Raw genomic sequence first — 25438 nt, 5'->3', positions numbered from 1 at the left:
GATCAGGAGGTGCCGAGGTGACCGAGCCCAAGAGGCCGCCGCTTCCCCATGACTTCCATCCCGTCGTGCCGTCGTTCGCGGTCACGAGTGAGGACGTCGAGCCGGGCGCGACGCTGAAGGACGCTCAGGTCTACGCGGCCGGGAACACCTCGCCGCAGTTGCGCTGGGAGGGCTTCCCGCCGGAGACCAAGAGTTTCGCCGTAACGTGCTTCGATCCGGACGCCCCTACGGGGAGCGGCTTCTGGCACTGGGTCGTGTTCGACATACCGGCCTCGGTGGCGGAATTGCCGACGGGCGCGGGCACGGGGAAGTTCGAGGGCCTGCCCGAGGGCGCGGTGCAGGCGCGCAACGACTACGGGTCGAAGGACTTCGGCGGCGCCGCGCCGCCTGCAGGGGACCCGGCGCACCGGTACGTGTTCACGGTGTACGCGGTGGACCAGGAGAAGCTCGGTCCCGACTCGGACGCCTCCCCGGCCGTCGTGGGCTTCAACCTCCGGTTCCACACGCTGGCGCGGACGCAGATCGTCGCCGAATACGCGGCTCCCGCGGACAGCTGAGCGTTCACTGAACGTTTGCCCGCCCCTGGTCATGGAATTGATCAGGGGCGGGCATTTTTTATTGCGTTGTCCATCTCGGCGTGCCCGGCCAGAGTTGATCCAAGCCCGCCAGGGGGTGGGCCGGTGCAGATGGGAGGTGGGCTTGATGCGGGACACGCTGGTACTGAATGCGAGCTTTGAGCCGCTGTCGACGGTGACGTTGAATCGAGCCGTCGTTCTGGTGCTGCAGGACAAGGCCGTTGTCGAGCAGGCCCACCCCGAACTGCGTATGCGCGGAGCCGCGCTCGATATACCGGCGCCCCGGGTGATCAGGCTCTGCCGCTATGTACGGGTGCCGTTCCGAAGACAAGCGCCGTGGTCGAGGCGGGGTGTGCTGGTACGTGACCGGCACAGGTGCGCGTACTGCGGTCGTCGGGCGACGACCGTGGACCACGTCGTGCCTCGGGCGCAGGGTGGTCAGGACTCCTGGCTGAACACGGTTGCCTCGTGCGCGGAGGACAACCATCGCAAGGCCGCGCGTACGCCGGATCAGGCGGGGATGCCGCTGTTGCGGCAGCCGTTCGAGCCGACGCCGGCCGATGCGATGTTGCTCGCGCTGGGGCGCGATGATCTTGAGGCTTTGCCGGAGTGGCTTGCGCAGCCGGCGGCGTAGACGCTCCGCTGGTTGTGCTGGATCGCTGCGGGTTGTTCGTTGGGTGCGGGTGCGTTGTGGCTGGTCGCGCAGTTCCCCGCGCCCCTAGAAGCGAAAGGCGGCTCTTCACGTCCCCGATCGGAGACGTGAAGAGCCGCCTTTCGCAGTCGGCGTCAGTCGGTGACCGACGGCTTTTCTCGGCGTTCTGTGGGGGCGTTGCCCTGGCCGCCGCCGCCTCCGCCCATGCCGCCCATCGGGCCGAAGTTGCCCATGGCGCCGCTGAGGCCCTTGAGGGCGTCGCCGATCTCGCTGGGGACGATCCAGAGCTTGTTGGCGTCGCCCTCGGCGATCTTCGGGAGCATCTGGAGGTACTGGTAGGCGAGGAGCTTCTGGTCCGCGTCTCCGGCGTGGATGGACTCGAAGACCGTACGGATGGCCTGGGCCTCGCCCTCGGCGCGCAGTGCGGCGGCCCTGGCCTCACCTTCGGCGCGCAGGATCGCGGACTGCTTCTCACCCTCGGCGGTGAGGATCTGCGACTGGCGGATACCTTCGGCGGTGAGGATCGCGGCGCGCTTGTCACGGTCGGCGCGCATCTGCTTCTCCATCGAGTCCTGGATGGAGGTGGGCGGCTCGATCGCCTTGAGCTCCACGCGGTTGACGCGGATGCCCCACTTGCCGGTGGCCTCGTCGAGGACGCCGCGCAGTGCCGCGTTGATCTCCTCGCGGGAGGTCAGGGTCCGCTCCAGGTCCATGCCACCGATGATGTTGCGGAGCGTGGTGACGGTGAGCTGCTCGATCGCCTGGATGTAACTGGCGACCTCGTAGGTCGCGGCGCGGGCGTCGGTCACCTGGTAGTAGATGACCGTGTCGATGTTCACGACCAGGTTGTCCTGGGTGATCACCGGCTGGGGCGGGAACGGTACGACCTGTTCACGGAGGTCGATGCGGTTGCGGATCGAGTCGATGAACGGGACGACGATGTTGAGGCCCGCGTTGAGCGTGCGCGTGTAGCGGCCGAAACGCTCCACGATGGCCGCGCTGGCCTGTGGGATGACTTGGATGGTCTTGATCAGAGCGATGAAGACCAACACCACCAGAATGATCAGGACGATGATGATCGGTTCCATCGTGATTCCCCGTACCCTTCTCCGCCTAGGTGCTTCCGGAAGATCTTGTGATTGTCGAAGATCTTGCTGGACGAGTGTGTCAGACCACAACTCGCCACGTGCGACGTTCCGTTCACTGGACGCCTCAGGAGTCACATGACGATCGCCGTGGCCCCTTCGATATCCACGACGTCCACCTCTTGCCCTACGTCGTAGGCGCGTCCGCTGTCGAGGGCGCGTGCGGACCAGACCTCTCCGGCGAGTTTGATCCGGCCACCGGAACCGTCGACTCTCTCCAGGACTACGGCCTGTTTGCCCTTCAAGGCGTCGATGCCTGTGGCAAGTTGGGGTCGCTGGGAACGATGTCGGGCGGCGACGGGGCGTACGACCGCGATGAGCGCGACCGAGACGACGGCGAAGACCACGACCTGGAGGACCACACCACCTCCGAGCCCCGCGGTCACAGCGCCCGCGACAGCGCCGACGGCGAGCATTCCGAACTCCGGCATCGCGGTGACGACGAGCGGGATTCCGAGCCCGACCGCGCCGATCAGCCACCACACCCATGCGTCGATGTCGTCCACATGGTCATGGTAGGTCCGCGAGTCCTGTCGCCGACAGGGCGCCGATCAAGTTTGGGTCAGGTGTTCCTGGTTGTCAGGACAGGGGCAGGCCCTGCGCGGTCCAGCGCTCGCCGACCTGCTCGACGAGGAGGGGGAGGCCGAAGCACAACGACAGGTTGCGCGAGGTGAGTTCGAGCTCCAGGGGGCCCGCGGCGAGCACCTTGCCCTGACGGATCATCAGGACGTGGGTGAAGCCCGGGGCGATCTCCTCGACGTGGTGCGTGACCATGAGCATGGAGGGGGCGATCGGGTCGCGGGCAAGGCGGCCGAGTCGGCGTACGAGGTCCTCGCGGCCGCCGAGGTCGAGGCCGGCGGCGGGCTCGTCGAGAAGGAGGAGCTCGGGGTCGGTCATCAGCGCGCGGGCGATGAGGGTGCGCTTGCGCTCGCCCTCGGAGAGCGTGCCGAACTTGCGGTCCACGAATTCGGTCATGCCGAGGCGGTCGAGGAAGGCGCGGGCGCGCTGCTCGTCGACCTCCTCGTAGTCCTCGTGCCAGCCGGCCGTCATGCCGTAGGCGGCGGTCAGTACCGTCTGCAGGACCGTCTGGCGCTTGGGGAGCTTCTCGGTCATGGCGATGCCGGCCATGCCGATGCGCGGGCGCAGCTCGAAGACGTCGACCTTGCCGAGGGTCTCGCCGAGGATGGTGGCGGTGCCGTGGCTGGGGTAGAGGTAGCTGGAGGCGAGGTTCAGAAGGGTCGTTTTTCCGGCGCCGTTGGGACCGAGGATGACCCAGCGCTCGCCTTCCTTCACCGACCAGGAGACCTGGTCCACCAGAGCCCGGCCCTCTCGGACCACGGATACGTCCTCAAGCTCCAGTACATCGCTCATGAGCGCGCTGTCTCCCATTGCAGTCTCGGCCGTCGCTGACGTCTGTGGACGCAGCCCCCAGGGAAAACCTACGCCACCGGTCGACCCGCCCAATCCATCGGCCGGTCCTTAGGGTGGGAGGCATGCTTTCGGAATCACGCTCAGGACGGCTGGCGGCATGGGGAAATGCCCTGTTGGCCGGGTTTGTCTCGCCGGACGACGCGGTCGTCGCCATCGTCGGCGAGGACGCCGTGCACCGGGTCGAGGGGCTGCCCGGTGAGACCGCGCCCGTCGGACTCACCCTCGCGCTGGGGCGGCTGCGCACGCTCGGGACGACCGGTCTGCGGGTCGCCCTGCCCGCGCCCGGGCATCCGCTCGGGCTGAGCGGACCGCCGGAGTTCAACGCCCGCGCCCTGGAGGCCGAGGAGGCGGTGGTCTGTCACGGGACCGCGCTGGGGCTCGTGCCCGAGGTGTACGAGGCCGGGCCCGACGGTGACGTACACGTGGAGGTCGTCTGGCACTGTCTGCCCGTGCGTGAGGCGCCGCCCGCCGATGTGCCGTCCCTCGGCGAGGCGGAGCGGGAGCTCGCGGAGGCCCTGCGCGACGCCACTGAGGTGTTGTCGCGGCTCGATGTCGCCGGGTCGGGTCCGGTCGCCGAGGCGGCCGTCGACGCGTACCGGGCGCGGGCCGAGCGGGGTCGCGAGGTGCTCGCCCCCGGATATCCGCCGCGTGCGGTACGGGTGTTGGAGCTGGCCCAGCGGGTCGGGCTGCTCGTCTCGGTCGCGTACGAGAACGGGCACGGCGGGGCGGTGAGCGCGTCCGAGATGGCCGCGCGGGCGGAAGCGCTGCGGCCGGTCGAGCGGACGGCTCGGCGGGCTCAGGTGGCTGCGTACAACGCGTTCGTGGAGGAGCGGGAGCGGGGGGTTCGTTGAGCGGGCCCACTGATTCGGCGGCGAGTGTCGGCGGGCGACCGCGGGTGCGTGGGTGGCTGGTCGCGCAGTTCCCCGCGCCCCCAAGAACGTTGGGCCGGCTCTTTTCAGGGGCGCGGGGAACTGCGCGATCGGCCCCCACGCACCCGCAGTCGCGAGTCGGCCGGACAGCTCAGTGCCGTTGGGGGGCGATGATCGGAGGGCCGAAAACCGGACCGGCCCCCCAGGCGTGCCTGGAAGGCCGGTGGTCACTGGTGACCCGAGGCGCGAACGTCAGCCGTTGAAGCCTTCGTTGCCGAACGCCGGGTTCAGGATGCCGACAACGTTCACGGTGTTGCCGACCGCGTTCACCGGGATGGCGACCGGGACCTGGACGAGGTTGCCCGAGGCGACGCCCGGCGAGCCAATGGCCTTGCCGTCAGCGTGCGCACCATCGGTGGCGGAGGCGAAACCGGCACCGGCGGCAACCAGGCCACCGGCCACCATCGTGACGGCTGCGGCCTTCTTCAGGTTCTTCACTTCTTTGAGCCCTCTCCTTGTGAACCACTGCGGCAAAGCGCCGCAGCACGCACTGGAGAACGGCGGAGATCCCGGAAGGATGCGCCATTCGGGGGACATTCCCACGACGGTATGAATCTCAGCCCGGAACGGAACGTTCCGCGTTGCCGTCCGTAGTGCTGTCCGGAAGGCCGTCGCCGGGTGGATCAGCAGGTCATCAGCCGGTCACACCATGGCGTACGGCCCACAGCGCGGCCTGGGTGCGGTCGGCGAGGTCGAGTTTCATCAGGATGTTCGAGACATGTGTCTTGACGGTTTTCTCGGAGAGGACGAGGGCGCGGGCGATCTCGCGGTTGGAGCGGCCGTCGGCGATCAGGGAGAGCACCTCGCGCTCCCGCTCCGTGAGTGAACCGCCTCTCCCCTGTCCGTAGTTGGTCTCCTCCTGGGACAGCAGCGCGCCGGCCACCTCGGGCTGGAGCAGGATGTGTCCGGCGTGGACCGAGCGGATGGCTCCGGCGAGGGCGTCGGGGTCCACGTCCTTGTAGACGTACCCGGCGGCGCCCGCGCGCAGGGCCGGGATCACCGTGCGCTGCTCGGTGAAGCTGGTGACGATGAGCACGCGCGCGGGGTTGTCGAGTTCGCGGAGCTTGCGCAGGGCCTCCACGCCGTCCATGCCCGGCATCTTGACGTCCATGAGGACGACGTCCGGTTTCAGCTCCTCGGCGCGGGCGACTCCTTCGGCGCCGTCGGACGCCTCTCCCACGACCTCGATGTCGTCCTGTACTTCGAGGAAGGTGCGCAGGCCCCGGCGAACCACTTGGTGGTCGTCGACGAGCAGCACCTTGATTGCGTCAGCCACCAGGGACCTCCATCTCTATCGTGGTGCCCTTCCCGGGCGCCGATTCCACGGTGAGCGTGCCCCCGACGCCGTTGGTTCGGTCGCGCATGGACACCAGGCCGAGGTGGCGTCCGGCGAGGCGGGTCGCCGTGGGCTCGAATCCGCTGCCGTCGTCGGTGACCCGCAGGACGGCGCCGGGGCCGCGCTTTTCCAGGGCGACGTCGACGCGGGCCGCGCCCGAGTGCCGCAGCGCGTTGTGCAGCGCCTCCTGGGCGACGCGCAGCATGGCCTCCTCCTGGGCCGCGGGCAGTGCGCGGACACCGCGGCTGTCGAAGGTCACGCGCGCGGAGTGGGCGCGGTCGAGGACCTGGATCTGGGTGCGCAGTGTGGCGACCAGGCCGTCCTCGTCGAGGGCGGCGGGGCGCAACTCGACGACGGCGGCACGCAGTTCGTCGGCGGCCTCGGCGGCGAGGGTGGCCACCTGCTGGAGTTCGCCCTTGGCGCGGCCCGGGTCGCGGTCGACCAGGGCGGCGGCGGCCTGGGCGGTGAGACGCAGGGAGAACAGCTTCTGGCTGACGGCGTCGTGCAGTTCGTGGGCGAGGCGGGAGCGCTCCTCGGCGATGGTGAGCTCACGGCTGCGCTCGTACAGGCGGGCGTTCGTGAGGGCGATCGCGGCGTGCTGGGCGAGGATCGTCAGGAGTTCCTCGTCGTCCTCGGTGAAGCCGCAACCGCCGGCCGGTTCGGGGCTCGGAGGGTGTGGGGGGTTTCCCACCGAAGGACGCAGCTTGTTCGCGAGGAACAGGGCGCCGATGACCTCGTCGCCGTCCCGGATGGGCAGGCCCAGGAAGTCGGACATGTCGGGGTGGGCGGCGGGCCAGCCCTCGAAGCGGGGGTCCCTGCGCACGTCGGCGAGGCGCTCGGGGCGGGCCTCGTGCAGCATCGCGGCGAGGATGCCGTGCTGGCGCGGGAGCGGGCCGATGGCCTTCCACTGCGCGTCGCTGACGCCGTCGACGACGAACTGGGCGAAGCCGCCGTGGTCGTCGGGGACCCCGAGCGCCGCGTACTGCGCGTCCAGCAGTTCGCGGGCGGAGGCGACGATCGTCTTGAGGACGTCGCGCACCTCCAGGTGTCGGCTCATGGCCAGCAGCGCGGTGCTCACCGCGGACAGGCCCGACCGGGGTCCTTGACTCATGACCTCACGGTACCGGCGGGGTGTGACAGTGCGTATCCGACCTGTGGGCGGCCCTCTCTGGGCCGCTGGGCCTAGGGCGAAGGACCCCTCGTCCTGCGGCCTGCGTACGAGGCGGCGGGGGCGGCTCGGTTCCTACGTTGGAGGCACTCGCCGGGAGCGGCGGCCATGGGAACGAGGGGACGGAAGTCATGCCGGTAGCGATCATCACGGGAGCTTCGAAGGGGCTGGGGCGCGCACTCGCCGAGGCGCTGGCGGAGCGTGGCTGGGATCTGGTGCTCGACGCGAGGACGGCGGGGGCTCTCCAGGAGTCGGCCGCCGCCCTCGCCAGGTACGGGACACGGGTGGAGGCGCTGCCCGGGGACGTCACCGACGGCGACCACCGGGCCCGTCTGGTGGCGGCGGCGTGGGGGCTCGGTGGCGTCGACCTCCTGGTGAACAACGCGAGCGCGCTGGGCGCCGAACCGCTCGTACGTCTCGACGTGCTGGCCCTGGACGGGCTGCGGCGGGCCCTGGAGGTCAATGTGGTCGCGGCGCTGGGCCTGATCCAGGAGGCGCTGCCGCTGCTGCGGGAGTCCCCGGCCGGTGCGGTGATCGACGTCAGCTCGGACGCCGCGGCCGAGGCGTACGAGACCTGGGGCGGCTACGGGGCCTCGAAGGCGGCGCTCGACCATGTGTCTGCGGTGCTCGGGGAGGAGGAGCCCGGGCTGCGGGTCTGGGCGGTCGACCCGGGTGACATGGGCACCGATCTGTACGCGGCGGCCGTACCGGACGACGAGGATCCACGGCCCGAGCCGGCCACTGTCGTGCCCGCCTTTCTGCGGCTGATCGACCAGCGTCCGCACAGTGGCCGGTATGCGGCGCCGGCCCTCCTGGAGGTGACCCGATGATCTGCGCCACGGCGTCGGAAGGATCTGCCCGGAGGCCGGTGTGCGGGGGCTACGGGGCGCCGTCGCCGCTGGAGCAGCGATGACGACGGCCCTTCGGGTGCCGGCGGAGCTGTCGGCCCGGGTGCCCGCCGAGCAGCGGGGGCCGGGGCTCGACCGCGACGCGGTGCGGTTGCTCGTCTCCCGGGGTACGGAGGTGTCGCATCACGCGTTCGCCGATCTGCCGGGGCTGCTGCGGGCCGGGGACCTGCTCGTGGTGAACACGTCGCCGACGCTGGCGGCCGCGGTCGACGGGAGGATCGGGCACGCGCGCGTGGTGGTGCATTTCTCCACGCGCAGGGATGACGGGCGCTGGGCCGTGGAGCTGCGGGATCCCGACGGAACGGGCACCACGCGCGCGCGTACGGGCGGGCCCGCGGGGACAGAGGTGCGTCTCCCCGGGGACGTACGCCTCGTCCTTGAGGAGCCCCTCACCGAGCCCTTCACCGAGGCGCTCACCGAGTCCCGCACCGGACGGAGTGCGCGGCTGTGGTGGGGGCGGGTGTCGGAACCGGACGTCCTGGGGCTGCTGCGGCGCCACGGCAGGCCCATTCGTTACTCCTATACGGAGCGGGACCAGCCCCTGTCCGCGTACCAGACGGTGTTCGCGCTGCCGTCCGACGACGGATCGGGCAGTGCGGAGATGCCGAGCGCGGCGCGGCCCTTCACCGCGCGACTGGTGGCGGAGCTGGTGAGCCGGGGCGTGCAGTTCGCGCCCGTCACGCTGCACACCGGGGTCGCCTCGGCCGAGGCGCACGAGCCCCCGTACCCGGAGCGCTTCGCGGTGTCGGAGACGTCGGCGCGGCTGATCAACGCGGCCGGGGCGGGAGACGGCAGGGTCGTCGCCGTCGGGACGACGGCCGTACGAGCGGTGGAGTCGGCGACCGGCCCCGACGGGGTCGTGCGGGCCGCTGAGGGCTGGACCGGTCTCGTGGTGACCCCGGAGCGCGGGGTGCGGGTCGTGGACGGGCTGCTGACCGGGCTGCACGAGCCCGAGGCCTCGCATCTGCTGATGCTGGAGGCCGTCGCGGGGCGGGCCGCGATCAGCCGCGGGTACGACGCGGCACTGCGGGGGCGCTACCTGTGGCACGAGTTCGGCGACGTGCACCTCATCCTTCCGGCGGAGGGCCCTCACACAGAGCATTGCTCCCGCAACTACTGGTGAGACCGAGCCACCCTCGATGTGAGCCCGCACATAGGGCGCACATCACGTACGAAGGGACCTAGGAGACAAAGGGACTCGTGGTGAGCGGGGCAGACGTGACAGTCTGCCCCGATTTGCCCTTCCTGGGTCCACTACCTCGGGTCGTACGTCACACCTTTGCCACAGAAAATTGCGGCCGCTAAGAATGGCCATCGTCGCTCGGCGCCGCGGGTCCTTACCCGCGGCGTTTGGTCCGGAAACATCCTTTGTCCCCATCGGACCGAGAGCGACCTCCGCGCTATTCGAAGAGGTCCACCACCATGCTCAAGCAGAACCGCACTCCTGGTCATGGTCCCGCCCTGACCAAGACCCACAAGCTCTCGCTCGCCGGTGTCGCCACGCTCGGCGCCGCGGCCCTCGCGTTCTCGCTCGTGCCCGGGAACACGCAGCAGGCCAGCGCCGAGTCTGTCGCGGCCGCTCCGGTCGCCGTCTCCGCGGAGCAGCTCAAGCCCGCGACGGCCGGCCTCAGCGCACAGCTGGCCGACGCCCAGGCCGCCGCCGCGAAGAAGAAGGCCGCCGACGCCGCGGCCGCCAAGAAGGCCGCCGAGGCCGCCGCGAAGAAGAAGGTCGAGGCCGCCCGCAAGGCGAAGGAGGCCGCGAGCCGCTCCGCGAAGCGTGCCGCCGTCAAGCCGGTCGCCGCGAAGACCTACGCCAACAACCTCGACGGCTGGATCCGTGAGTCGCTCGACATCATGAAGAAGAAGGGCATCCCCGGCACGTACAGCGGTCTGCACCGCAACATCATGCGGGAGTCGTCCGGGAACCCGAAGGCCATCAACAACTGGGACATCAACGCGATCAACGGTGTCCCGTCCATCGGCCTGCTGCAGGTCATCAAGCCGACCTTCGACGCGTACCACGTCTCCGGCACGCCCAAGAGCCAGTACGACCCGGTCGCCAACATCACCGCCGCCGCCAACTACGCGGCCGACCGGTACGGCTCGATCGACAACGTCGACAGCGCGTACTGAGGTTTGCGCGGACCTCTGACACGTACGCCGAAAGGGCGGCACCCCCAACGGGGCGCCGCCCTTCGCGTGTGGCTGGTGTCCGGGAGCCGTCCGGCTACTTGCGCATGACCTCGGGCTCGTGGCGGCGCAGGAAGCGCGCCACGAGGAGGGCGCAGACGGCGGCGAGCGCGAAGAGCGCCGCCATGTCCAGTGCCCAGGTCAGTGCCTCGTGGTCCCAGAGCGGGTCCGAGTCGGTCGTGTTGTGCGGGTTGATCCTGTTGAAGTCCAGCGTGGTGCCGGCGGCGCCGACCGCCCAGCGTGACGGCATCAGGTACGAGAACTCGTTGACGCCCAGAGCGCCGGCCAGGGGGAACAGGCAGCCGGTGAAGACGACCTGGATGATCGCGAACATGACCAGCAGCGGCATGGTCTTCTCGGCGGTCTTCACCAGCGAGGAGATGACCAGCCCGAACATCATCGAGGTGAACCCCAGCGCCATGATCGGCAGGGAGAGTTCGAGGGCGACCGCGCTGCCGAGGACCAGGCCCTCGTCAGGGATCGTGCGGCTGAGGAAGCCGATCGCGCCGACCAGTGCGCCCTGCAGCATGGTGATCACGCCGAGGACGATCACCTTGGACATCAGATACGCGGAGCGTGAGAGGCCGGTCGCCCGTTCACGCTCGTAGATGACCCGTTCCTTGATCAGCTCGCGGACCGAGTTGGCGGCGCCCGCGAAGCAGGCGCCGACCGCGAGGATCAGCAGCACCGTGGCCGCCGTGCTGTTCGGGATGGGCAGTCCGTTCTGCCCCAGCTGCTTGTTGACCAGCAGCGTCCTGTCGGGCTCGATGAGCAGGCTCACCGCGCCCAGCACCGCCGGCAGGATCACCGTCAGCGCCAGGAACCCCTTGTCGGACGCGATGACCGACACGTACCGCCGGATCAGCGTGGTCAGCTGGGAGAGCCAGCCCTGCGGCTTCGGGGGCCGCATCGCCTGCGGCGGAGGCATGGGTACGGACTGTGCGGCGACCGCGTCGATGTCCGCGGCGTACATCTGGTAGTGCTGCGAGCCCTTCCAGCGGCCCGCCCAGTCGTAGTCGCGGTAGCTCTCGAAGGCGGAGAAGACGTCGGCCCAGGTGTCGTAGCCGAAGAAGTTCAGCGCCTCCTCGGGAGGGCCGAAGTAAGCCACCGAGCCGCCGGGCGCCATGACCAGAAGTTTGTCGCAGATGGCCAGCTCGGCCACCGAGTGCGTGACGACGAGGACCGTACGGCCGTCGTCGGCGAGGCCGCGCAGCAGCTGCATGACGTCGCGGTCCATGCCCGGGTCGAGGCCGGAGGTCGGCTCGTCCAGGAAGATCAGCGACGGCTTGGTCAACAGCTCCAGGGCCACCGAGACGCGCTTGCGCTGGCCACCGGAGAGCGAGGTGACCTTCTTCTCCTTGTGGACGTCGAGCTTGAGCTCGCGCAGCACCTCGTCGATGCGGGCGTCGCGCTCCTGCGTCGTGGTGTCCGCGGGGAAGCGCAGTTTGGCCGCGTACTTGAGGGCCTTCTTGACGGTCAGTTCCTTGTGCAGGATGTCGTCCTGCGGAACCAGACCGATGCGCTGGCGCAGCTCGGCGAACTGCTTGTAGAGGTTCCGGTTGTCGTAGAGGACGTCGCCCTCGTTGGCGGGACGGTAGCCCGTCAGCGCCTTCAGGAGCGTCGACTTGCCCGACCCGGACGGGCCGATGACCGCGATCAGCGACTTCTCCGGGACGCCGAAGGAGACGTCCTTGAGGATCTGCTTGCCGCCGTCGACCGTCACCGTGAGGTGACGGGCCGAGAACGAGACCTCGCCGGTGTCGACGAACTCCTCAAGACGGTCGCCGACCAGCCGGAACGTCGAGTGGCCGACGCCGACGATGTCGTTCGGGCCGAGCAGCGCGGAGCCGCCCTTGGCGATCGGCATACCGTTGACGTACGTGCCGTTGTGCGAGCCCAGGTCACGGATCTCGTGGCGGCCGTCCGGCGCCGCGTGGAACTCGGCGTGGTGGCGCGAGACCTGCAGGTCGGAGACGACCAGCTCGTTCTCCAGGGCACGGCCGATGCGCATGACACGCCCGAGCGAGAACTGGTGGAACGTGGTGGGGCTGCGGTCGCCGTAGACCGGTGGCGCCCCCGCGCCGCCACCCGGTCCCTGTTGCGGCGGAATCTGAGCGGCCTGCTGCGGCTGCTGCCAGCCCTGCTCCGGCGCGTGCTGCTGCGGCGGAGCCTGCTGGGCCCAGCCGGCCGCCGGCGCGCCCTGCGCGGCGTACGGTTGCTGCTCGGGCTGTGCCTGCGGTGCGGCGGCGGCCCCGGCGCCCGTCAGGGTCACCCGCGGTCCGTCGGTCGCGTTGCCGAGGTGCACGGCCGAGCCGGGGCCGATCTCCATCTGATGGATCCGCTGCCCCTGCACGAATGTGCCGTTGGTGCTGCCGTGGTCCTCTATGACCCAACTGCGGCCGCTCCAGCTGATCGTGGCGTGACGCCAGGAGACCCTGGCGTCGTCGAGCACGACGTCCCCCTGCGGATCACGTCCGAGGGTGTATGGCCTGGACGCATCGAGCGTCCAGGTCCGTCCGTTCAATTCCAGTACGAGTTCCGGCACTCCATGCCCCACTGAGTTGTCCCCCGAATTATCCCCATCGCAGGGAGTCTAGGGATGTCGAACATCGTGGGGAACTATTTCAGTAGGAGCGCTCTGACCGAAAGTCGGGCCTTGCGAAGACCGCGTACGGGCGGCTTGTCCGTTTCCGTTGACTGGGTTGAAACCGGCCCGGAGAGTAGTAATCCCACGCGAGGGGGACACCGCGGTGGAACCATCGCGGCGCTGAGTCGGGGGGCTGACGATGAGCGACGGAACCGTGGGACACGCCAGGCGTGTGTCGTTGGGTGAGGTGCTGCTGGCCGCGATCGCCGCCGTGAGCTGGGCCTTGATCGGCATGGCAGGGGTGGCCGCGCTGGGGCTGCATCTGCTCGGCGCGGACGCGGCGGGCTCGCTCGGGACGATGACCGCGGCGGTTGTGGCGCTCGGGGCGGGTGGGTCGGTGACGCCGTCCGGCGATGTGTCGGCCTTCGGCCTGGAAGGCGCGCAGGCCGACACCGCACTCCAGATCACGCCACTCGGCGTGAGCCTGGTGGGCGCGCTGCTGCTGTCCTGGTTCTTCTTACGGTCACTGCGCGGGGCCGGAGTTGTGATCGCGCCGGCCGAACTGCTCGCGCGCGCGGGCACCGTGGCGGTGCTCTTCGTGGCGATGCTCGGCGGTCTGGCCTGGGCGGGGCACGACGTCATCACCATCGACGGCGGTTCGCTCGGGCTCGACCAGCTGCCGGGCGGCGGGCTGCCCGACAAGGTGGAGGTGCCCGGGCTCGGCGACATCGGCGGGCTGCTGCCCGACCGGCTCGGGGATCTCGCGGACGCGAACGCCAAGGTGGGCTTCACGGTCGAGACCGTGCCGACGCTGCTGGGCGGCCTGGGCTGGGTGCTCGGCGTCCTGGTGATCGCGCTGCTGGCCTCGCGCCGGACTCCGTTGCCACGGGGCTGGACGGCCGTGCACCGTGTGGTGCGCCCCGCCGCGTCCGCGCTGGTCACCGTGTTGCTGGTGGCGGTCCTGGCGGGCTTCTCGGCGGCCGCGTACGCGGCGATCAGCGACGACAATCCGAAGCGGATCGCGGGCGCCGCGCTGGTCGGGGCGCCGAACGGGGTGTGGCTCGGTATCCCGATCGGGCTGTTCATCCCCTGGGACGGAAGCGCGTCGGGGCCACTCGTCCAGTTCCTGCCCGATCCCCTGGACAAGTTGCTGAGCTCTTCCTCCGACCAGTCCGTCTCGCTGGGACGGCTGGCCGAACTGGACGGCCGGGGCTGGCTGCTGGGGGTCGCGGCGGCGCTGATGATGCTCTTCGCGGGCGTGCTGACCGCGGCGCGCACCCCGTTCGTACGGGACCGGGGTGACCGGAGCGCCCAGGGTGACCGGAGTGTCGGTGTTCTCGGTTTCGCCGGGCGCTGCGCAGTGCGGCTCGCGATCGTGACCGCGCTGGCCATGCCGCTGCTCGCCTGGCTGACGGAGGTGTCCGTGGACGCCTCGCTGTCCGTGCTCGGCGTCGACGCGTTCGACTCCGGGATCGAGTTGCGGGGGCAGCTGGGCATGGCGCTGCTGCTCGGCGCGCTGTGGGGTGCGGGCACGGGGGCGGCGGGCGCGCTGCTCGCGTGCGCCACCGGGGCCGCCGGCCGGCAGGCGGCCCCCCTGGCACGGGGAGACGTGGGCGCTCCGGACGCCCCGGCCCCCGCCGAGCCGTACGGGGAGACCGCCGGGGCGAGCGGGCCCTACACCCCCGGTACGCCCTTCCGGCCCGCGAACCCCGACACCAACCCGTATCTGCGGCTGCCCGACGAGCTGCGGGAGCCCGGACCGGGGCGGCGTCCGGGCGCACCGCCCCCCGGGCCCCAGCCTCCAGGACCCCAGCCCCGCGGCAACCGGTCCTCGGGGTATCCGCCTCCCGGGTCCCGGTTCCCTGGTGGGGAGCCCCCCGGTCGGCGGTCTCCCGGGACCCAGCCCCCTGGCGGGCAGCAACCGCCAGGGAGCCAGGATCCGGGCGGGGTTGGGCAGCCACCGGGGACCCGGCCGCCCAATGACGTGTACGGCGCTCCCACGGTGGCCGGGCCGTTCACGCCGCCGCCCGGGCCGGGGTCGCGGCGCCGGCGCCGGTCGTCGCAGGACGGACCGCCGCCTCCCCCGCCGGACGAGCCGCCACCCCCGTCCGGGAGGCCGCCCGGACGGCGCTGACCTGCGGTTCGAACGACGCTGACTGGCGGTCTGGACCGCGCTGACCTGGGTCGTGGCGCGCGGGTGCCACGGCTTGTGAAGAACGGGGACACCTCGGCGACACCCACTGTTCCCCGTCCGTCAGGCGGACCTCAGGCGCACCCGGCACGGAGTGCCGGATACGGTGGAAACACCATGAACGCATCGCAAACCGCTGACGTACCCACTCTCCTCGTCAAGATCTTCGGCAAGGACCGTCCCGGAATCACGGCCGGGCTCTTCGACACCCTTGCCGCCTACTCACTCGACGTGGTCGACATCGAGCAGGTCGTCACCCGTGGCCGGATCGTGCTGTGCGCGCTCGTGACGCAGCCGTCGGCCGGACTGGAGGGCGATCTGCGGGCCACGGTGCACAGCTGGGCGGACTCGATGAAGCTGCAGGCCGAGATCATCTCCGGTCTCGGCGACAACCGGCCGCGCGGGCACGGCAGGTCGTTGGTGACGGTGCTCGGGCACCCGCTCACCGCGGAGTCCACGGCCGCGATCGCCGCCCGGATAACCGGGACCGGCGGCAACATCGACCGTATCTTCCGGCTGGCCAAGTACCCCGTGACGGCGGTCGAGTTCGCCGTGTCCGGTACGGAGCCGGAGGAGCTGCGGACCGCTCTGGTGACCGAGGCGGCGGCTCTGGGCGTCGATATCGCGGTGGTCGCGGCGGGGCTGCACCGGCGGGCCCAGCGCCTGGTCGTCATGGACGTGGACTCCACGCTCATCCAGGACGAGGTCATCGAGCTCTTCGCCGCGCACGCCGGCTGCGAGGACGAGGTCGCCGAGGTGACGGCGGCCGCGATGCGCGGGGAACTGGACTTCGAGCAGTCGCTGCACGCGCGCGTGGCGCTGCTCAAGGGGCTCGACGCATCCGTGGTGGACAAGGTGCGCAACGAGGTACGGCTGACGCCTGGGGCGCGCACGCTGATCCGTACGCTGAAGCGGCTCGGCTTCCAAGTCGGCGTCGTCTCGGGCGGGTTCACGCAGGTCACGGACGACCTCAAGGAGCGGCTGGGGCTGGACTTCGCCCAGGCCAACACCCTGGAGATAGTCGACGGGAAGCTGACGGGCAGGGTCACCGGCGAGATCGTGGACCGGGCGGGCAAGGCGCGGCTGCTGCGCCGGTTCGCCGCGGAGGCGGGTGTGCCGCTCTCCCAGACCGTGGCGGTCGGCGACGGCGCCAATGACCTGGACATGCTCAACGCGGCCGGTCTCGGGGTCGCCTTCAACGCCAAGCCGGTGGTGCGCGAGGCCGCGCACACCGCGGTGAACTTCCCCTTCCTGGACACGGTCCTGTATCTGCTGGGCGTGACGCGGGAAGAGGTCGAGGCGGCGGACATGCACGTGGACTGAGTCATCCCACGGCGTGGACGGGGCCCGGCACCGCGATGGTGCCGGGCCCCGTCCATGCGAGGGGGAACGACCAGACCCGTAGGCCTGGTCGGACAGGCCTGGTCGGACAGGTCTATTCGGACGGCGCCCAGTAGTCGAGCAAGGTGGCCACGCCCGGCTCCAGAGCCTTCCAGGAGCCGCTGAAGGAGAGTACGGCGAAGGCCGCGGTGGGGAAGCCCCGGCGGCCCATCCGCTCCTGCGCGTCGCCCTCGGACTGGCCGGCCAGGATGTCGGCGAGGCCCTGCACGCCGGGGTTGTGGCCGATCAGGAGCGCGTTCTGTACGTCGTCAGGGGTTTCGTTGAGCACGGCGATCAGCTCGCCGGGAGAGACCTCGTAGAGCCGCTCCTCGTAGACCGTTTTCGGCCGATGAGGGAGCTCATGGACGGCGAGTTTCCAGGTCTCGCGCGTCCGGGCCGCGGTGGAGCAGAGGGCCAGATCGAAGGGGATGCCGGTGTCGGCCAGCCTGCGTCCGGCGACGGCGGCGTCCTTGCGGCCCCGCTCAGCGAGCGGCCGCTCATGATCGGACACCTGGGGCCAGTCGGCTTTCGCATGCCGGAAAAGGACAATCCTGCGGGGTTCTGCGACGCTCATGGTTCCCAGCTTCGCATGAAACACGCCATGGGGCGCAGGGAGTTGACTCGCCGCCCCGACATGGGGTGCCGGGACCTCAGGAGCCCTGGTGCGGCACGATCTGCTGGACGTACTCGAAGAGGCGGCCGACCGCCGGGTCGCCGCCTGCCGCGTGGGCGTCGGCGGGGTTCAGTATCACCAGGAGCAGCGCGGCGAAGGCGAGCGCGGGGAGGACGAGGGCCCACCAGGGGAGCCGGGTCTCGATGCCACGCCTGATCGCCGGGTGGGGCGGTGTGTGCGTTGGGGCCGACATGCCGCCTCCGTGGGGCTTCGAGTGGTCCGTGGCCCGCGTCCTCGCGGTCACATCTCGAAGTTACGGACCCGGAAGCCGTCAACCCATCCGGAGATCCACCCACTTGACCCTGACACTCACCCCCTAGGGGATGGTGGGGGTAACCCCACCATGGCGTCGCGGAGACTTCACGCGTCGCATCGCGTCACGCAGGCGTCGCGCATCGCGTGGCAGGGCAGAGGCGTCGCGCTTCCCCTCGCGCCGGAGAGCGCGGGGCGAGACGCCGACGGGTCAGGGCGAGGCGATCGACGCGATGACGCCGATGATCACGAAGACGAGGAGGAACGCGCCGAAGACGAGCAGCATCTTCTTCTGGCCGTTCTGGGGGTTCGGATCGAGCACGGGCATACGGCAGAGTCTCGCACCCCTCGCCCGCTCCCTCTCGGGTGGGGTCTACCTCCTCGGGTGGGGTCTGCCCCCGAGCGGCGGTTCGGACCGGGCGGCGGCTCGGAGAGGTCACGACCGGCGCGCGGCCTCGTCCTCCACCGTGCGGTCGCGACCGGCCAGGATGCCCACCACGATCTGCGGGACCATCAGGCACGCCATCAGCGCGATCGGCAGTCCCCAGCCGCCGCTGTGCTGGTAGAGCACGCCCACCAGGAGCGGACCGGGGATCGAGATGAGGTACCCCATGCTCTGGGCGAATGCGGAGAGCTGCGCGACCCCGGCGCCCGTCCTGGCCCGCATGCCGACCATCGTGAGGGCCAGCGGGAACGCGCAGTTGGCGATGCCGAGCAGCACCGCCCACGCCCAGGCCCCGCCCGCCGGGGCGAGGTAGAGGCCCGCGTAACCGACGAGACCGCAGACCCCGAGGGCGACCACGATCGGCCCCTGGTGCGGCAGACGCGTGGCCAGCCGCGGAATGACGAAGGCCAGCGGTACGCCCATCACCATGGTGACGGCCAGCAGCAGTCCGGCCGTGCCCGCCGGGACACCCGCGTCCCGGAAGATCTGCGCCATCCAGCCCATCGTGATGTACGCGGCGGTGGCCTGAAGTCCGAAGAAGACGGCCAGCGCCCAGGCCGTACGGCTCCGGGTGATCCGCAGCGCGGGGGGTTCCTGGACCCTCGCCGCGGAAACCGACGGCGCATCGGAAGCCGAGGCCGGGGTCAGGACCTGCGCCGTGGACTGGACCTGTGCCGTGGACTGGACCGGTGCCGAGTGCTGGACCTGGGCCTTGACCGAGGTGGTGTCGGCGGACAGGGCCGTGCCCCGTGCCCGTACGAGCGGTATCCACGGCAGCACGGCCACGGCCGCGAGCCCCGCCCAGACGGCGAGTCCCGCCTGCCAACTGCCGCCCAGGGCCCGGGTCATGGGCACGGTGACGGCGGCCGCGGCGGCGGTGCCGAGTGCGAGGGCCATGGAGTAGAGGCCGGTCATGGAGCCGACCCGGTCCGGGAACCAGCGCTTGACGATCACCGGCATGAGGACGTTGCTGACCGCGATGCCCATGAGCGCGAGGGCGCTGGCGACCAGGAAGCCGACCGTGTTCCCGGCGAAGGGCCGGATCACCAGCCCCGCGGCGATCGCGACCATGCCGGCGCAGACCACGGCGGCGGGTCCGAAGCGGCGGGCGAGGCGGGGTGCCGTGACACCGAAGAGGGCGAAACAGAGCGGCGGTACGGAGGTGAGGAGTCCGGCGGCCGTGCCACTCATTCCGAGCCCGTCGCGCACCTCTTCGAGGAGGGCTCCGAGGCTGGTGATGGCGGGACGCAGGTTGAGGGCGGTGAGGACGATGCCGACGATCACCACACGCGTCAGCCACGCGCGCGTGACGGGCGGGCGGAGGTCTGCGTCGTGGGCGGAGCTGCGTATCGGTGGGGACATGGTCGTCCGGGTTTCCTCGCCAGTCATGTCAGTCATCATAGAATCATGGGATGATTGGTTGTCCAATCCCCTGGTGGCCCCCAATGACCCTTGGGGTACCTGCGGATCCACCGGATCCATTGGGGTCCCTCGGTGCACATCACCTGGGCGCCTCACCTGGGGCACAATCCCCTGACACGCAGTCCGGTGCGTCCTCCCGGTGCACCCCCTGGCACGAAGGACCGTCATGCCGCTGAGCCACCCCCGCCGATCGGCCCTGTCCGAGCAGGTCATCGCCGAGCTGCGGAACCAGATCACCTCGGGCGAGTGGCCGGTGGGCTCCCGCATCCCGACCGAGCCTGAGCTGGTCGAGCAGCTGGGGGTCGCCCGGAACACGGTCCGGGAGGCCGTCCGCGCGCTCGCGCACAACGGCCTGCTCGACATCCGTCAGGGCTCGGGCACCTACGTCGTGGCGACCAGCGAGCTGGCGGGTGTGATGCACCGCCGCTTCGCGGACGCCGATCCGCGACACATCGCCGAACTGCGCTCCACGCTGGAGTCGGGCGCCGCGAAGCTGGCCGCCGAGCGCCGCACGGAACGCGATCTGAAGCAGCTGGACGCCCTGCTCGTACGCCGGGAGGTGGCCTGGGAGTCGGGCGACACGGAGGCCTTCGTGACCGCCGACACGACCTTCCACCTGGCCGTGGTCGCCGCGTCCCACAACGACGTCATGACGGCGATGTACGCGGACCTGGGCGAGGTCGTGCGCGACTGGCTGCGCGAGGACGTGGGCGAGGAGCTGACGCCCGAGACGTACATGGACCACACGCGCCTGGTGGACGCCATCCGCGCGGGCGACAAGGAGACGGCCGCCGCGGAGGCGGCGGGCTATCCCTTCCTGTGCCGCCCGGGACGCCCCGCCACGGAGAGGCCAGACACGACCTCCGCGTGAAGACCGAGGCGCATGATGAGGCCCGTCGTCATCGCTGGTGGCTGACCCACGCCGAGCGGACTTCCTTCCAGCAGCGGCCGGTCAGCCGTACGGTCTGCGCGGGTCCGGCCTCGACCGAGGCCCCGTCCGTGTCGATGTCCCACCACGGGTCGCACTCGATGTGCAGGCGGACGTGATCGGGCTCCGGATACGGATTGTGGCAGTACGCCGTCACAGACGAACCGTCGACGGCGGTCCGGCACGCCGCTCCGAAGGGCCTCTCTTCGACGGGCACGCGCGCGTGGGGCGCTGTTTTCGTGGTGTGCGAGGCAGCGCCGCACGGCACCACGAGCAGGAGCGTCAGAGCAGCGAGCAGCGCGGCACTGGGCGCGGCGGAGCCTCTCCAGTGGAGCCGATGCTTGCAGCGGGGCTGGGACAGGCGCACAAAGGGACCTCCTCGGCCGGGCTCGGGAGGGCATTTGGGGAGGGGGAACTCCTCCTCCAGAGTGCGCAGTTACCGGCCCGCACGCCCGGCCGACAGGGCCGAACGGGTGACGCCCCGCTCCCCGCGCACTGCGGGAAACGGGGCGTCGAAGCCGTACGAAGGAACGTACGCAATCGTTCGCGTAAACGCTTACGTAAGCGCCTACGCACCGATCGCGTGCAGACCTCCGTCAACGTGGATGATCTCGCCGGTGGTCTTCGGGAACCAGTCGCTCAGCAGGGCGACGACACCGCGGCCGGCCGGCTCGGGGTCCTTGAGGTCCCACTCCAGCGGGGAGCGGCTGTCCCACACGGCGGCCAGGTCGCTGAAGCCCGGGATGGACTTGGCGGCCATCGAGCCGATGGGGCCCGCGGAGATGAGGTTGCAGCGGATGTTCTGCTTGCCCAGGTCACGCGCCATGTAGCGGCTGGTGGCCTCCAGGGCGGCCTTGGCCGGGCCCATCCAGTCGTACTGCGGCCAGGCGTACTGCGCGTCGAAGGTGAGGCCGACGACCGAGCCACCGTTCTGCATCAGCGGCAGGCAGGCCATGGTCAGCGACTTCAGGGAGAAGGCGGAGACGTGCATGGCCGTGGCGACCGACTCGAACGGCGTGTTGAGGAAGTTGCCGCCGAGCGCGTCCTGCGGGGCGAAGCCGATGGAGTGCACGACGCCGTCGAGGCCGCCCAGCTCCTCGCCGACCAGGTCGGCAAGGCGTGCCAGGTGCTCGTCGTTGCTCACGTCGAGCTCGATGACCTTGGTGGGCTTCGGGAGCTTCTTGGCGATGCGCTCGGTCAGCGTGGGCCGCGGGAACGCGGTCAGGATGATCTCGGCACCCTGTTCCTGGGCCAGCTTCGCGGTGTGGAAGGCGATGGAGGACTCCATCAGCACACCGGTGATCAGGACGCGCTTGCCCTCGAGAATTCCGCTCATGGTGATCAGTGACCCATTCCCAGTCCGCCGTCTACGGGGATGACGGCTCCAGTGATGTACGAGGCGTCGTCCGAGGCGAGGAACCGCACCGTCGCGGCGATCTCCTCGGGCCGCGCGTACCGACCGAGCGGCACCTGCTTCACGATGCCCTCGCGCTGCTCGTCGGTGAGCACCTTGGTCATGTCGGTGTCGACGAAGCCGGGCGCGACGACGTTGAAGGTGATGTTGCGCGAGCCCAGTTCACGGGCGAGCGAGCGCGCGAAGCCGACGAGGCCGGCCTTGGAGGCGGCGTAGTTGGCCTGGCCCGGACCGCCGTACAGCCCGACGACCGACGAGATCAGGACGACACGGCCCTTCCTGGCGCGCAGCATGGCGCGGTTGGCGCGCTTCACGACCCGGAAGGCGCCCGTCAGGTTGGTGTCCAGGACGGACGTGAAGTCGTCCTCGGACATCCGCATCAGCAGCTGGTCCTTGGTGATGCCGGCGTTGGCCACGAGCACCTCGACCGGGCCGTGCTCGGCCTCGATCTCCTTGTAGGCCTGATCCACCTGCTCGCTGTCGGTGATGTCGCACTTGACGGCGAGGAAGCCCTCCGGGGGCTCGCCCGAGCGGTATGTGATCGCGACCTTGTCGCCCGCGTCGGCGAATGCGCGGGCGATGGCGAGGCCGATGCCCCGGTTTCCTCCGGTGACGAGAACCGAGCGGCTCAACGGATCACCCTTTCGATAGCCGGTCTGGTACCTCGAAAACCTATCGGCACCGTCCCCTCTACGGAGAATCGGGCACCGACAGTGGCGTACCGGACTCGCTGTCGGATCCCTACAGAAAGATGTGGCCGCCCGGCCCGCCGGCGCGACATGATCAGACCGACAGGCGACGACAGCAGGGAGACCTCCGTGCCTCATTCCATCGACGAAGCCTTCACGGCACTGCCGTTGAGGGCCCTGGCCGACGCGGCGCTCGCGCGGGCCCGGGCGCTTGGCGCCGACCACGCCGACTTCCGGTTCGAGCGGGTGCGCAGCGCGGCCTGCCGGTTGCGGGACGCGAAGCCCGCCGGGTCCTCGGACACCACGGATCTGGGCTACGCGGTGCGTGTGGTGCACGGCGGGACCTGGGGGTTCGCGTCGGGTGTGGACCTGACGATGGACGCCGCCGCGAAGGTGGCGTCGCAGGCCGTGGCGATGGCGAAATTGTCGGCCCAGGTGATCAAGGCGGCGGGTTCGGACGAGCGTGTGGAGCTCGCGGACGAGCCCGTGCACACCGAGAAGACCTGGATCTCCTCGTACGAGATCGATCCCTTCTCCGTGCCGGACGAGGAGAAGTCCGGGCTGCTCGCGGAGTGGAGCGCGCGGCTGCTCGCGGCCCACGGCGTCAGTCATGTGGACGCGTCGCTGCTGACGGTGCACGAGAACAAGTTCTACGCGGACACGGCGGGGACGGTGACGACCCAGCAGCGGGTCCGGCTGCACCCCCAGCTGACCGCCGTCGCGGTCGACGGGTCGAGCGGCGAGTTCGACTCGATGCGCACGATCGCGCCGCCCGTCGGACGCGGCTGGGAGTACGTCACGGGCACCGGCTGGGACTGGGAGTCGGAGCTCGCGCGGATTCCGGAACTGCTCGCCGAGAAGATGCGGGCGCCGAGCGTCGAGGCGGGGGCGTACGACCTGGTCGTCGACCCGTCCAACCTGTGGCTGACCATTCACGAGTCCATCGGCCACGCCACCGAGCTGGACCGCGCGCTCGGCTACGAGGCGGCGTACGCCGGGACCTCCTTCGCCACCTTCGACCAGCTGGGCAAGCTGAGGTACGGCTCCGAGCTGATGAACGTCACCGGGGACCGCACCGCCGAGCACGGTCTCGCGACCATCGGCTACGACGACGAGGGCGTGGCCGGACAGTCCTGGGACCTGGTGAAGGACGGGACGTTGGTGGGCTACCAACTGGACCGGCGCATCGCGAAATTGACCGGCTTCGAGCGGTCCAACGGGTGTGCGTACGCCGACTCCCCCGGCCATGTCCCCGTACAGCGCATGGCGAACGTATCGCTCCAGCCGGATCCCGCCGGGCTGTCCACCGAGGACCTGATCGGGAGCGTCGACCGCGGGATCTACGTCGTCGGCGACCGGTCGTGGTCGATCGACATGCAGCGGTACAACTTCCAATTCACGGGTCAGCGGTTCTTCAAGATCGAGAACGGGCGGATCACGGGCCAGCTGCGGGACGTCGCCTACCAGGCGACGACCACCGACTTCTGGGGCTCGATGGCGGCGGTCGGCGGCCCGCAGACATACGTCCTGGGCGGTGCCTTCAACTGCGGCAAGGCCCAGCCGGGCCAGGTCGCGGCGGTCTCGCACGGCTGCCCGTCGGCCCTCTTCAAGGGCGTCAACATTCTGAACACCACGCAGGAGGCCGGTCGATGAGCCCTCGTACGAACAAGCCGCACGAGGTCGTCGAGCGCGCCCTCGAACTGTCCCGGGCCGACGGCTGTGTCGTGATCGCCGACGAGCACTCGACGGCCAACCTGCGCTGGGCGGGCAACGCGCTGACCACGAACGGCGTCACGCGCGGGCGCACGCTGACCGTCATCGCGACCGTCGACGGCCGCGAGGGCACGGCGTCCGGGGTCGTCTCGCGTTCGGCCGTGACGGCGGACGAGCTGGAGCCGCTGGTGCGGGCCGCCGAGGCGGCGGCGCGCGGCGCGGGCCCGGCCGAGGACGCGCAGCCGCTCGTCGAGGGCGTGACCGCCTCCCCCGACTTCACGGACGCGCCCACCGAGACCTCGTCGGCCGTCTTCGCGGACTTCGCCCCGGCCCTCGGCGAATCGTTCGCACGCGCGCGTGCGGGCGGACGCGAGCTGTACGGCTTCGCCAACCACGAGCTCGTCTCCAGCTATCTCGGTACGTCCACGGGGCTGCGCCTGCGCCACGACCAGCCCAACGGGACGCTGGAGCTGAACGCCAAGTCGCCGGACCGTACGCGCTCGGCGTGGGCCGGACGGTCGACGCGGGACTTCAAGGACGTGGACCCGGCGGCGCTCGACGCGGAGCTGGCCACCCGGCTGGGCTGGGCCGAGCTGCGCGTCGAGCTGCCCGCGGGCCGGTACGAGACGCTGCTACCGCCGACCGCGGTCGCGGACCTGCTGATCTACCAGATGTGGTCGGCGGCGGCCCGGGACGCGGCCGAGGGCCGGACGGTGTTCAGCAAGCCCGGCGGCGGGACACGCGTCGGTGAGAAACTCACCGACCTGCCCCTGACCCTGCGCAGCGACCCGAACGAGCCGGGTCTGGAGTCCGCGCCCTTCGTGCTCGCACACTCCTCAGGCGACGACGCCTCCGTCTTCGACAACGGGCTGCCGCTCCGGCCCACGGAGTGGATCAGCGAGGGCGAACTGAGGCATCTGACGAGCACCCGGCACAGCGCCGGCCTGACCGGTCTGCCGGTGACCCCCGGCATCGGCAACATCGTCCTCGACGGCGGCGAGGACAAGTCCTTGGAGGACATGGTCGCCGCGACCGAGCGAGGGCTGCTGCTGACCTGCCTCTGGTACATCCGCGAGGTCGACCCGGCGACGCTGCTGCTGACCGGGCTGACCCGGGACGGCGTGTATCTCGTCGAGAAGGGCCAGGTCGTCGGCGAGGTGAACAACTTCCGGTTCAACGAGTCGCCGGTGGGCCTGCTGGGGCGGGCGACCGAGGCCGGGCGTACGGAGAAGACGCTGCCGCGCGAGTGGAGCGACTGGTTCACCAGGGCCGCGATGCCGGCCCTGCGGGTGCCCGACTTCAATATGAGCTCTGTCAGTCAGGGCGTATAACCTCGATAGCCTCGCAGTCGGCTGTCGTCCCGGCTGCCCGAAGATCATCCCCGACCGCCTGAAGATCATCCAAGGAGAC

25 protein-coding genes are annotated in these 25438 nt (G+C 70.4%); 11 read left to right on the top strand and 14 right to left on the bottom strand.

Annotation, left to right across the window (positions count from 1 at the left end; all coding sequences use genetic code 11):
• Positions 1-17 precede the first annotated feature (17 nt).
• Both OHA11_RS37340 and OHA11_RS37335 read left to right on the top strand, forming a co-directional pair.
• Positions 18-557 carry a YbhB/YbcL family Raf kinase inhibitor-like protein gene (locus OHA11_RS37340; RefSeq protein WP_266503894.1) on the top strand — a complete coding sequence of 180 codons (540 nt, stop codon included), beginning with the start codon at positions 18-20 and terminating at the stop codon, positions 555-557.
• A gap of 145 nt (positions 558-702) precedes the next feature.
• On the top strand, positions 703-1209 hold the full coding sequence (locus OHA11_RS37335; RefSeq protein ID WP_055615424.1) for an HNH endonuclease: 507 nt from the start codon (positions 703-705) through the stop codon (positions 1207-1209).
• 152 nt (positions 1210-1361) lie between these two features.
• On the opposite strand, the gene OHA11_RS37330 is transcribed toward OHA11_RS37335, so the two are convergent.
• The 3 genes from OHA11_RS37330 to OHA11_RS37320 form a co-directional block, all read right to left on the bottom strand.
• On the bottom strand, positions 1362-2315 hold the full coding sequence (locus OHA11_RS37330; protein ID WP_266503887.1) for an SPFH domain-containing protein: 954 nt from the start codon (positions 2313-2315) through the stop codon (positions 1362-1364).
• Between the two features lie 131 nt (positions 2316-2446).
• Positions 2447-2878: an NfeD family protein gene (locus OHA11_RS37325; RefSeq protein ID WP_266503884.1), complete on the bottom strand. Its 432-nt coding sequence runs from the start codon at positions 2876-2878 to the stop codon at positions 2447-2449.
• A gap of 73 nt (positions 2879-2951) precedes the next feature.
• Positions 2952-3743 carry an ABC transporter ATP-binding protein gene (locus OHA11_RS37320; RefSeq protein WP_266503882.1) on the bottom strand — a complete coding sequence of 264 codons (792 nt, stop codon included), beginning with the start codon at positions 3741-3743 and terminating at the stop codon, positions 2952-2954.
• 122 nt (positions 3744-3865) lie between these two features.
• Between OHA11_RS37320 and OHA11_RS37315 the strand changes: the two genes are divergently transcribed.
• Positions 3866-4654: a hypothetical protein gene (locus OHA11_RS37315; protein ID WP_266503880.1), complete on the top strand. Its 789-nt coding sequence runs from the start codon at positions 3866-3868 to the stop codon at positions 4652-4654.
• 270 nt (positions 4655-4924) lie between these two features.
• Here the strand turns inward: OHA11_RS37315 and OHA11_RS37310 are convergent, their stop codons facing one another.
• From OHA11_RS37310 to OHA11_RS37300, 3 genes are all read right to left on the bottom strand, one after another.
• Positions 4925-5170, bottom strand: coding sequence for a chaplin (locus OHA11_RS37310; protein WP_266503877.1), 246 nt, complete (start codon positions 5168-5170; stop codon positions 4925-4927).
• A gap of 196 nt (positions 5171-5366) precedes the next feature.
• Positions 5367-6008, bottom strand: coding sequence for a response regulator transcription factor (locus OHA11_RS37305; RefSeq protein WP_266503874.1), 642 nt, complete (start codon positions 6006-6008; stop codon positions 5367-5369).
• The gene (locus tag OHA11_RS37300; RefSeq protein WP_266503872.1) at positions 6001-7179 is read right to left on the bottom strand and encodes a GAF domain-containing sensor histidine kinase; all 1179 of its coding nucleotides are present in this window, start codon (positions 7177-7179) and stop codon (positions 6001-6003) included. The genes OHA11_RS37305 and OHA11_RS37300 overlap by 8 nt, the downstream gene beginning before the upstream one ends.
• Positions 7180-7367: 188 nt before the next feature.
• On the opposite strand from OHA11_RS37300, the gene OHA11_RS37295 reads away from it, so the two are divergent.
• The 3 genes from OHA11_RS37295 to OHA11_RS37285 all read left to right on the top strand — a co-directional run bounded on the left by OHA11_RS37295 (position 7368) and on the right by OHA11_RS37285 (position 10277).
• Positions 7368-8066: an SDR family oxidoreductase gene (locus tag OHA11_RS37295; protein ID WP_266503870.1), complete on the top strand. Its 699-nt coding sequence runs from the start codon at positions 7368-7370 to the stop codon at positions 8064-8066.
• Between the two features lie 79 nt (positions 8067-8145).
• Positions 8146-9267 (top strand): S-adenosylmethionine:tRNA ribosyltransferase-isomerase, encoded by a 1122-nt coding sequence (locus tag OHA11_RS37290; RefSeq protein ID WP_266503861.1) that lies wholly within the window; start codon positions 8146-8148, stop codon positions 9265-9267.
• Positions 9268-9566: 299 nt separating this feature from the next.
• On the top strand, positions 9567-10277 hold the full coding sequence (locus OHA11_RS37285) for a transglycosylase SLT domain-containing protein (protein ID WP_266503858.1): 711 nt from the start codon (positions 9567-9569) through the stop codon (positions 10275-10277).
• Between the two features lie 94 nt (positions 10278-10371).
• Here OHA11_RS37285 and OHA11_RS37280 read toward each other — a convergent pair whose 3' ends face one another.
• Positions 10372-12879, bottom strand: a complete 2508-nt coding sequence (locus OHA11_RS37280) for an FHA domain-containing protein (protein ID WP_266503855.1) — start codon at positions 12877-12879, stop codon at positions 10372-10374.
• Between the two features lie 241 nt (positions 12880-13120).
• On the opposite strand from OHA11_RS37280, the gene OHA11_RS37275 reads away from it, so the two are divergent.
• Together OHA11_RS37275 and serB are read left to right on the top strand one after the other, a co-directional pair.
• On the top strand, positions 13121-15055 hold the full coding sequence (locus tag OHA11_RS37275; RefSeq protein ID WP_266503852.1) for a streptophobe family protein: 1935 nt from the start codon (positions 13121-13123) through the stop codon (positions 15053-15055).
• Positions 15056-15229: 174 nt separating this feature from the next.
• Positions 15230-16435, top strand: a complete 1206-nt coding sequence (gene serB, locus OHA11_RS37270) for a phosphoserine phosphatase SerB (protein WP_266503850.1) — start codon at positions 15230-15232, stop codon at positions 16433-16435.
• 112 nt (positions 16436-16547) lie between these two features.
• Here the strand turns inward: serB and OHA11_RS37265 are convergent, their stop codons facing one another.
• From OHA11_RS37265 to OHA11_RS37250, 4 genes are all read right to left on the bottom strand, one after another.
• Complete coding sequence (locus tag OHA11_RS37265; protein ID WP_266503843.1) at positions 16548-17066, bottom strand: histidine phosphatase family protein; 519 nt, start codon at positions 17064-17066, stop codon at positions 16548-16550.
• Positions 17067-17142: 76 nt separating this feature from the next.
• Positions 17143-17358: a hypothetical protein gene (locus OHA11_RS37260; RefSeq protein WP_266503841.1), complete on the bottom strand. Its 216-nt coding sequence runs from the start codon at positions 17356-17358 to the stop codon at positions 17143-17145.
• 270 nt (positions 17359-17628) lie between these two features.
• A complete protein-coding gene (locus OHA11_RS37255) occupies positions 17629-17745 on the bottom strand; it encodes an SGM_5486 family transporter-associated protein (RefSeq protein ID WP_266503838.1) in 117 nt (38 codons plus the stop codon).
• A gap of 108 nt (positions 17746-17853) precedes the next feature.
• On the bottom strand, positions 17854-19263 hold the full coding sequence (locus tag OHA11_RS37250) for a CynX/NimT family MFS transporter (protein ID WP_266503835.1): 1410 nt from the start codon (positions 19261-19263) through the stop codon (positions 17854-17856).
• 187 nt (positions 19264-19450) lie between these two features.
• Between OHA11_RS37250 and OHA11_RS37245 the strand changes: the two genes are divergently transcribed.
• Entirely contained in the window at positions 19451-20155 is a 705-nt protein-coding gene (locus tag OHA11_RS37245) for a FadR/GntR family transcriptional regulator (protein ID WP_266503832.1), read from the top strand.
• Positions 20156-20183: 28 nt separating this feature from the next.
• Here the strand turns inward: OHA11_RS37245 and OHA11_RS37240 are convergent, their stop codons facing one another.
• The 3 genes from OHA11_RS37240 to fabG all read right to left on the bottom strand — a co-directional run bounded on the left by OHA11_RS37240 (position 20184) and on the right by fabG (position 22258).
• The gene (locus OHA11_RS37240; protein ID WP_266507712.1) at positions 20184-20573 is read right to left on the bottom strand and encodes a hypothetical protein; all 390 of its coding nucleotides are present in this window, start codon (positions 20571-20573) and stop codon (positions 20184-20186) included.
• 207 nt (positions 20574-20780) lie between these two features.
• On the bottom strand, positions 20781-21548 hold the full coding sequence (gene fabI / locus OHA11_RS37235) for an enoyl-ACP reductase FabI (RefSeq protein WP_266503830.1): 768 nt from the start codon (positions 21546-21548) through the stop codon (positions 20781-20783).
• Positions 21549-21553: 5 nt separating this feature from the next.
• The gene (gene fabG / locus OHA11_RS37230) at positions 21554-22258 is read right to left on the bottom strand and encodes a 3-oxoacyl-[acyl-carrier-protein] reductase (RefSeq protein ID WP_266503827.1); all 705 of its coding nucleotides are present in this window, start codon (positions 22256-22258) and stop codon (positions 21554-21556) included.
• A 186-nt stretch (positions 22259-22444) separates the two neighbouring features.
• Between fabG and OHA11_RS37225 the strand changes: the two genes are divergently transcribed.
• Positions 22445-23968, top strand: a complete 1524-nt coding sequence (locus OHA11_RS37225) for a TldD/PmbA family protein (protein WP_266503826.1) — start codon at positions 22445-22447, stop codon at positions 23966-23968.
• Positions 23965-25359 carry a metallopeptidase TldD-related protein gene (locus OHA11_RS37220; RefSeq protein ID WP_266503824.1) on the top strand — a complete coding sequence of 465 codons (1395 nt, stop codon included), beginning with the start codon at positions 23965-23967 and terminating at the stop codon, positions 25357-25359. Before OHA11_RS37225 ends, OHA11_RS37220 begins: the two co-directional genes overlap by 4 nt.
• The last annotated feature ends 79 nt before the right edge of the window (positions 25360-25438 follow it).

It is taken from the genome of Streptomyces sp. NBC_00878 (assembly GCF_026341515.1).
Classification (GTDB): Bacteria; Actinomycetota; Actinomycetes; order Streptomycetales; family Streptomycetaceae; genus Streptomyces.
This window is presented reverse-complemented; position numbering and strand designations above follow the sequence as displayed.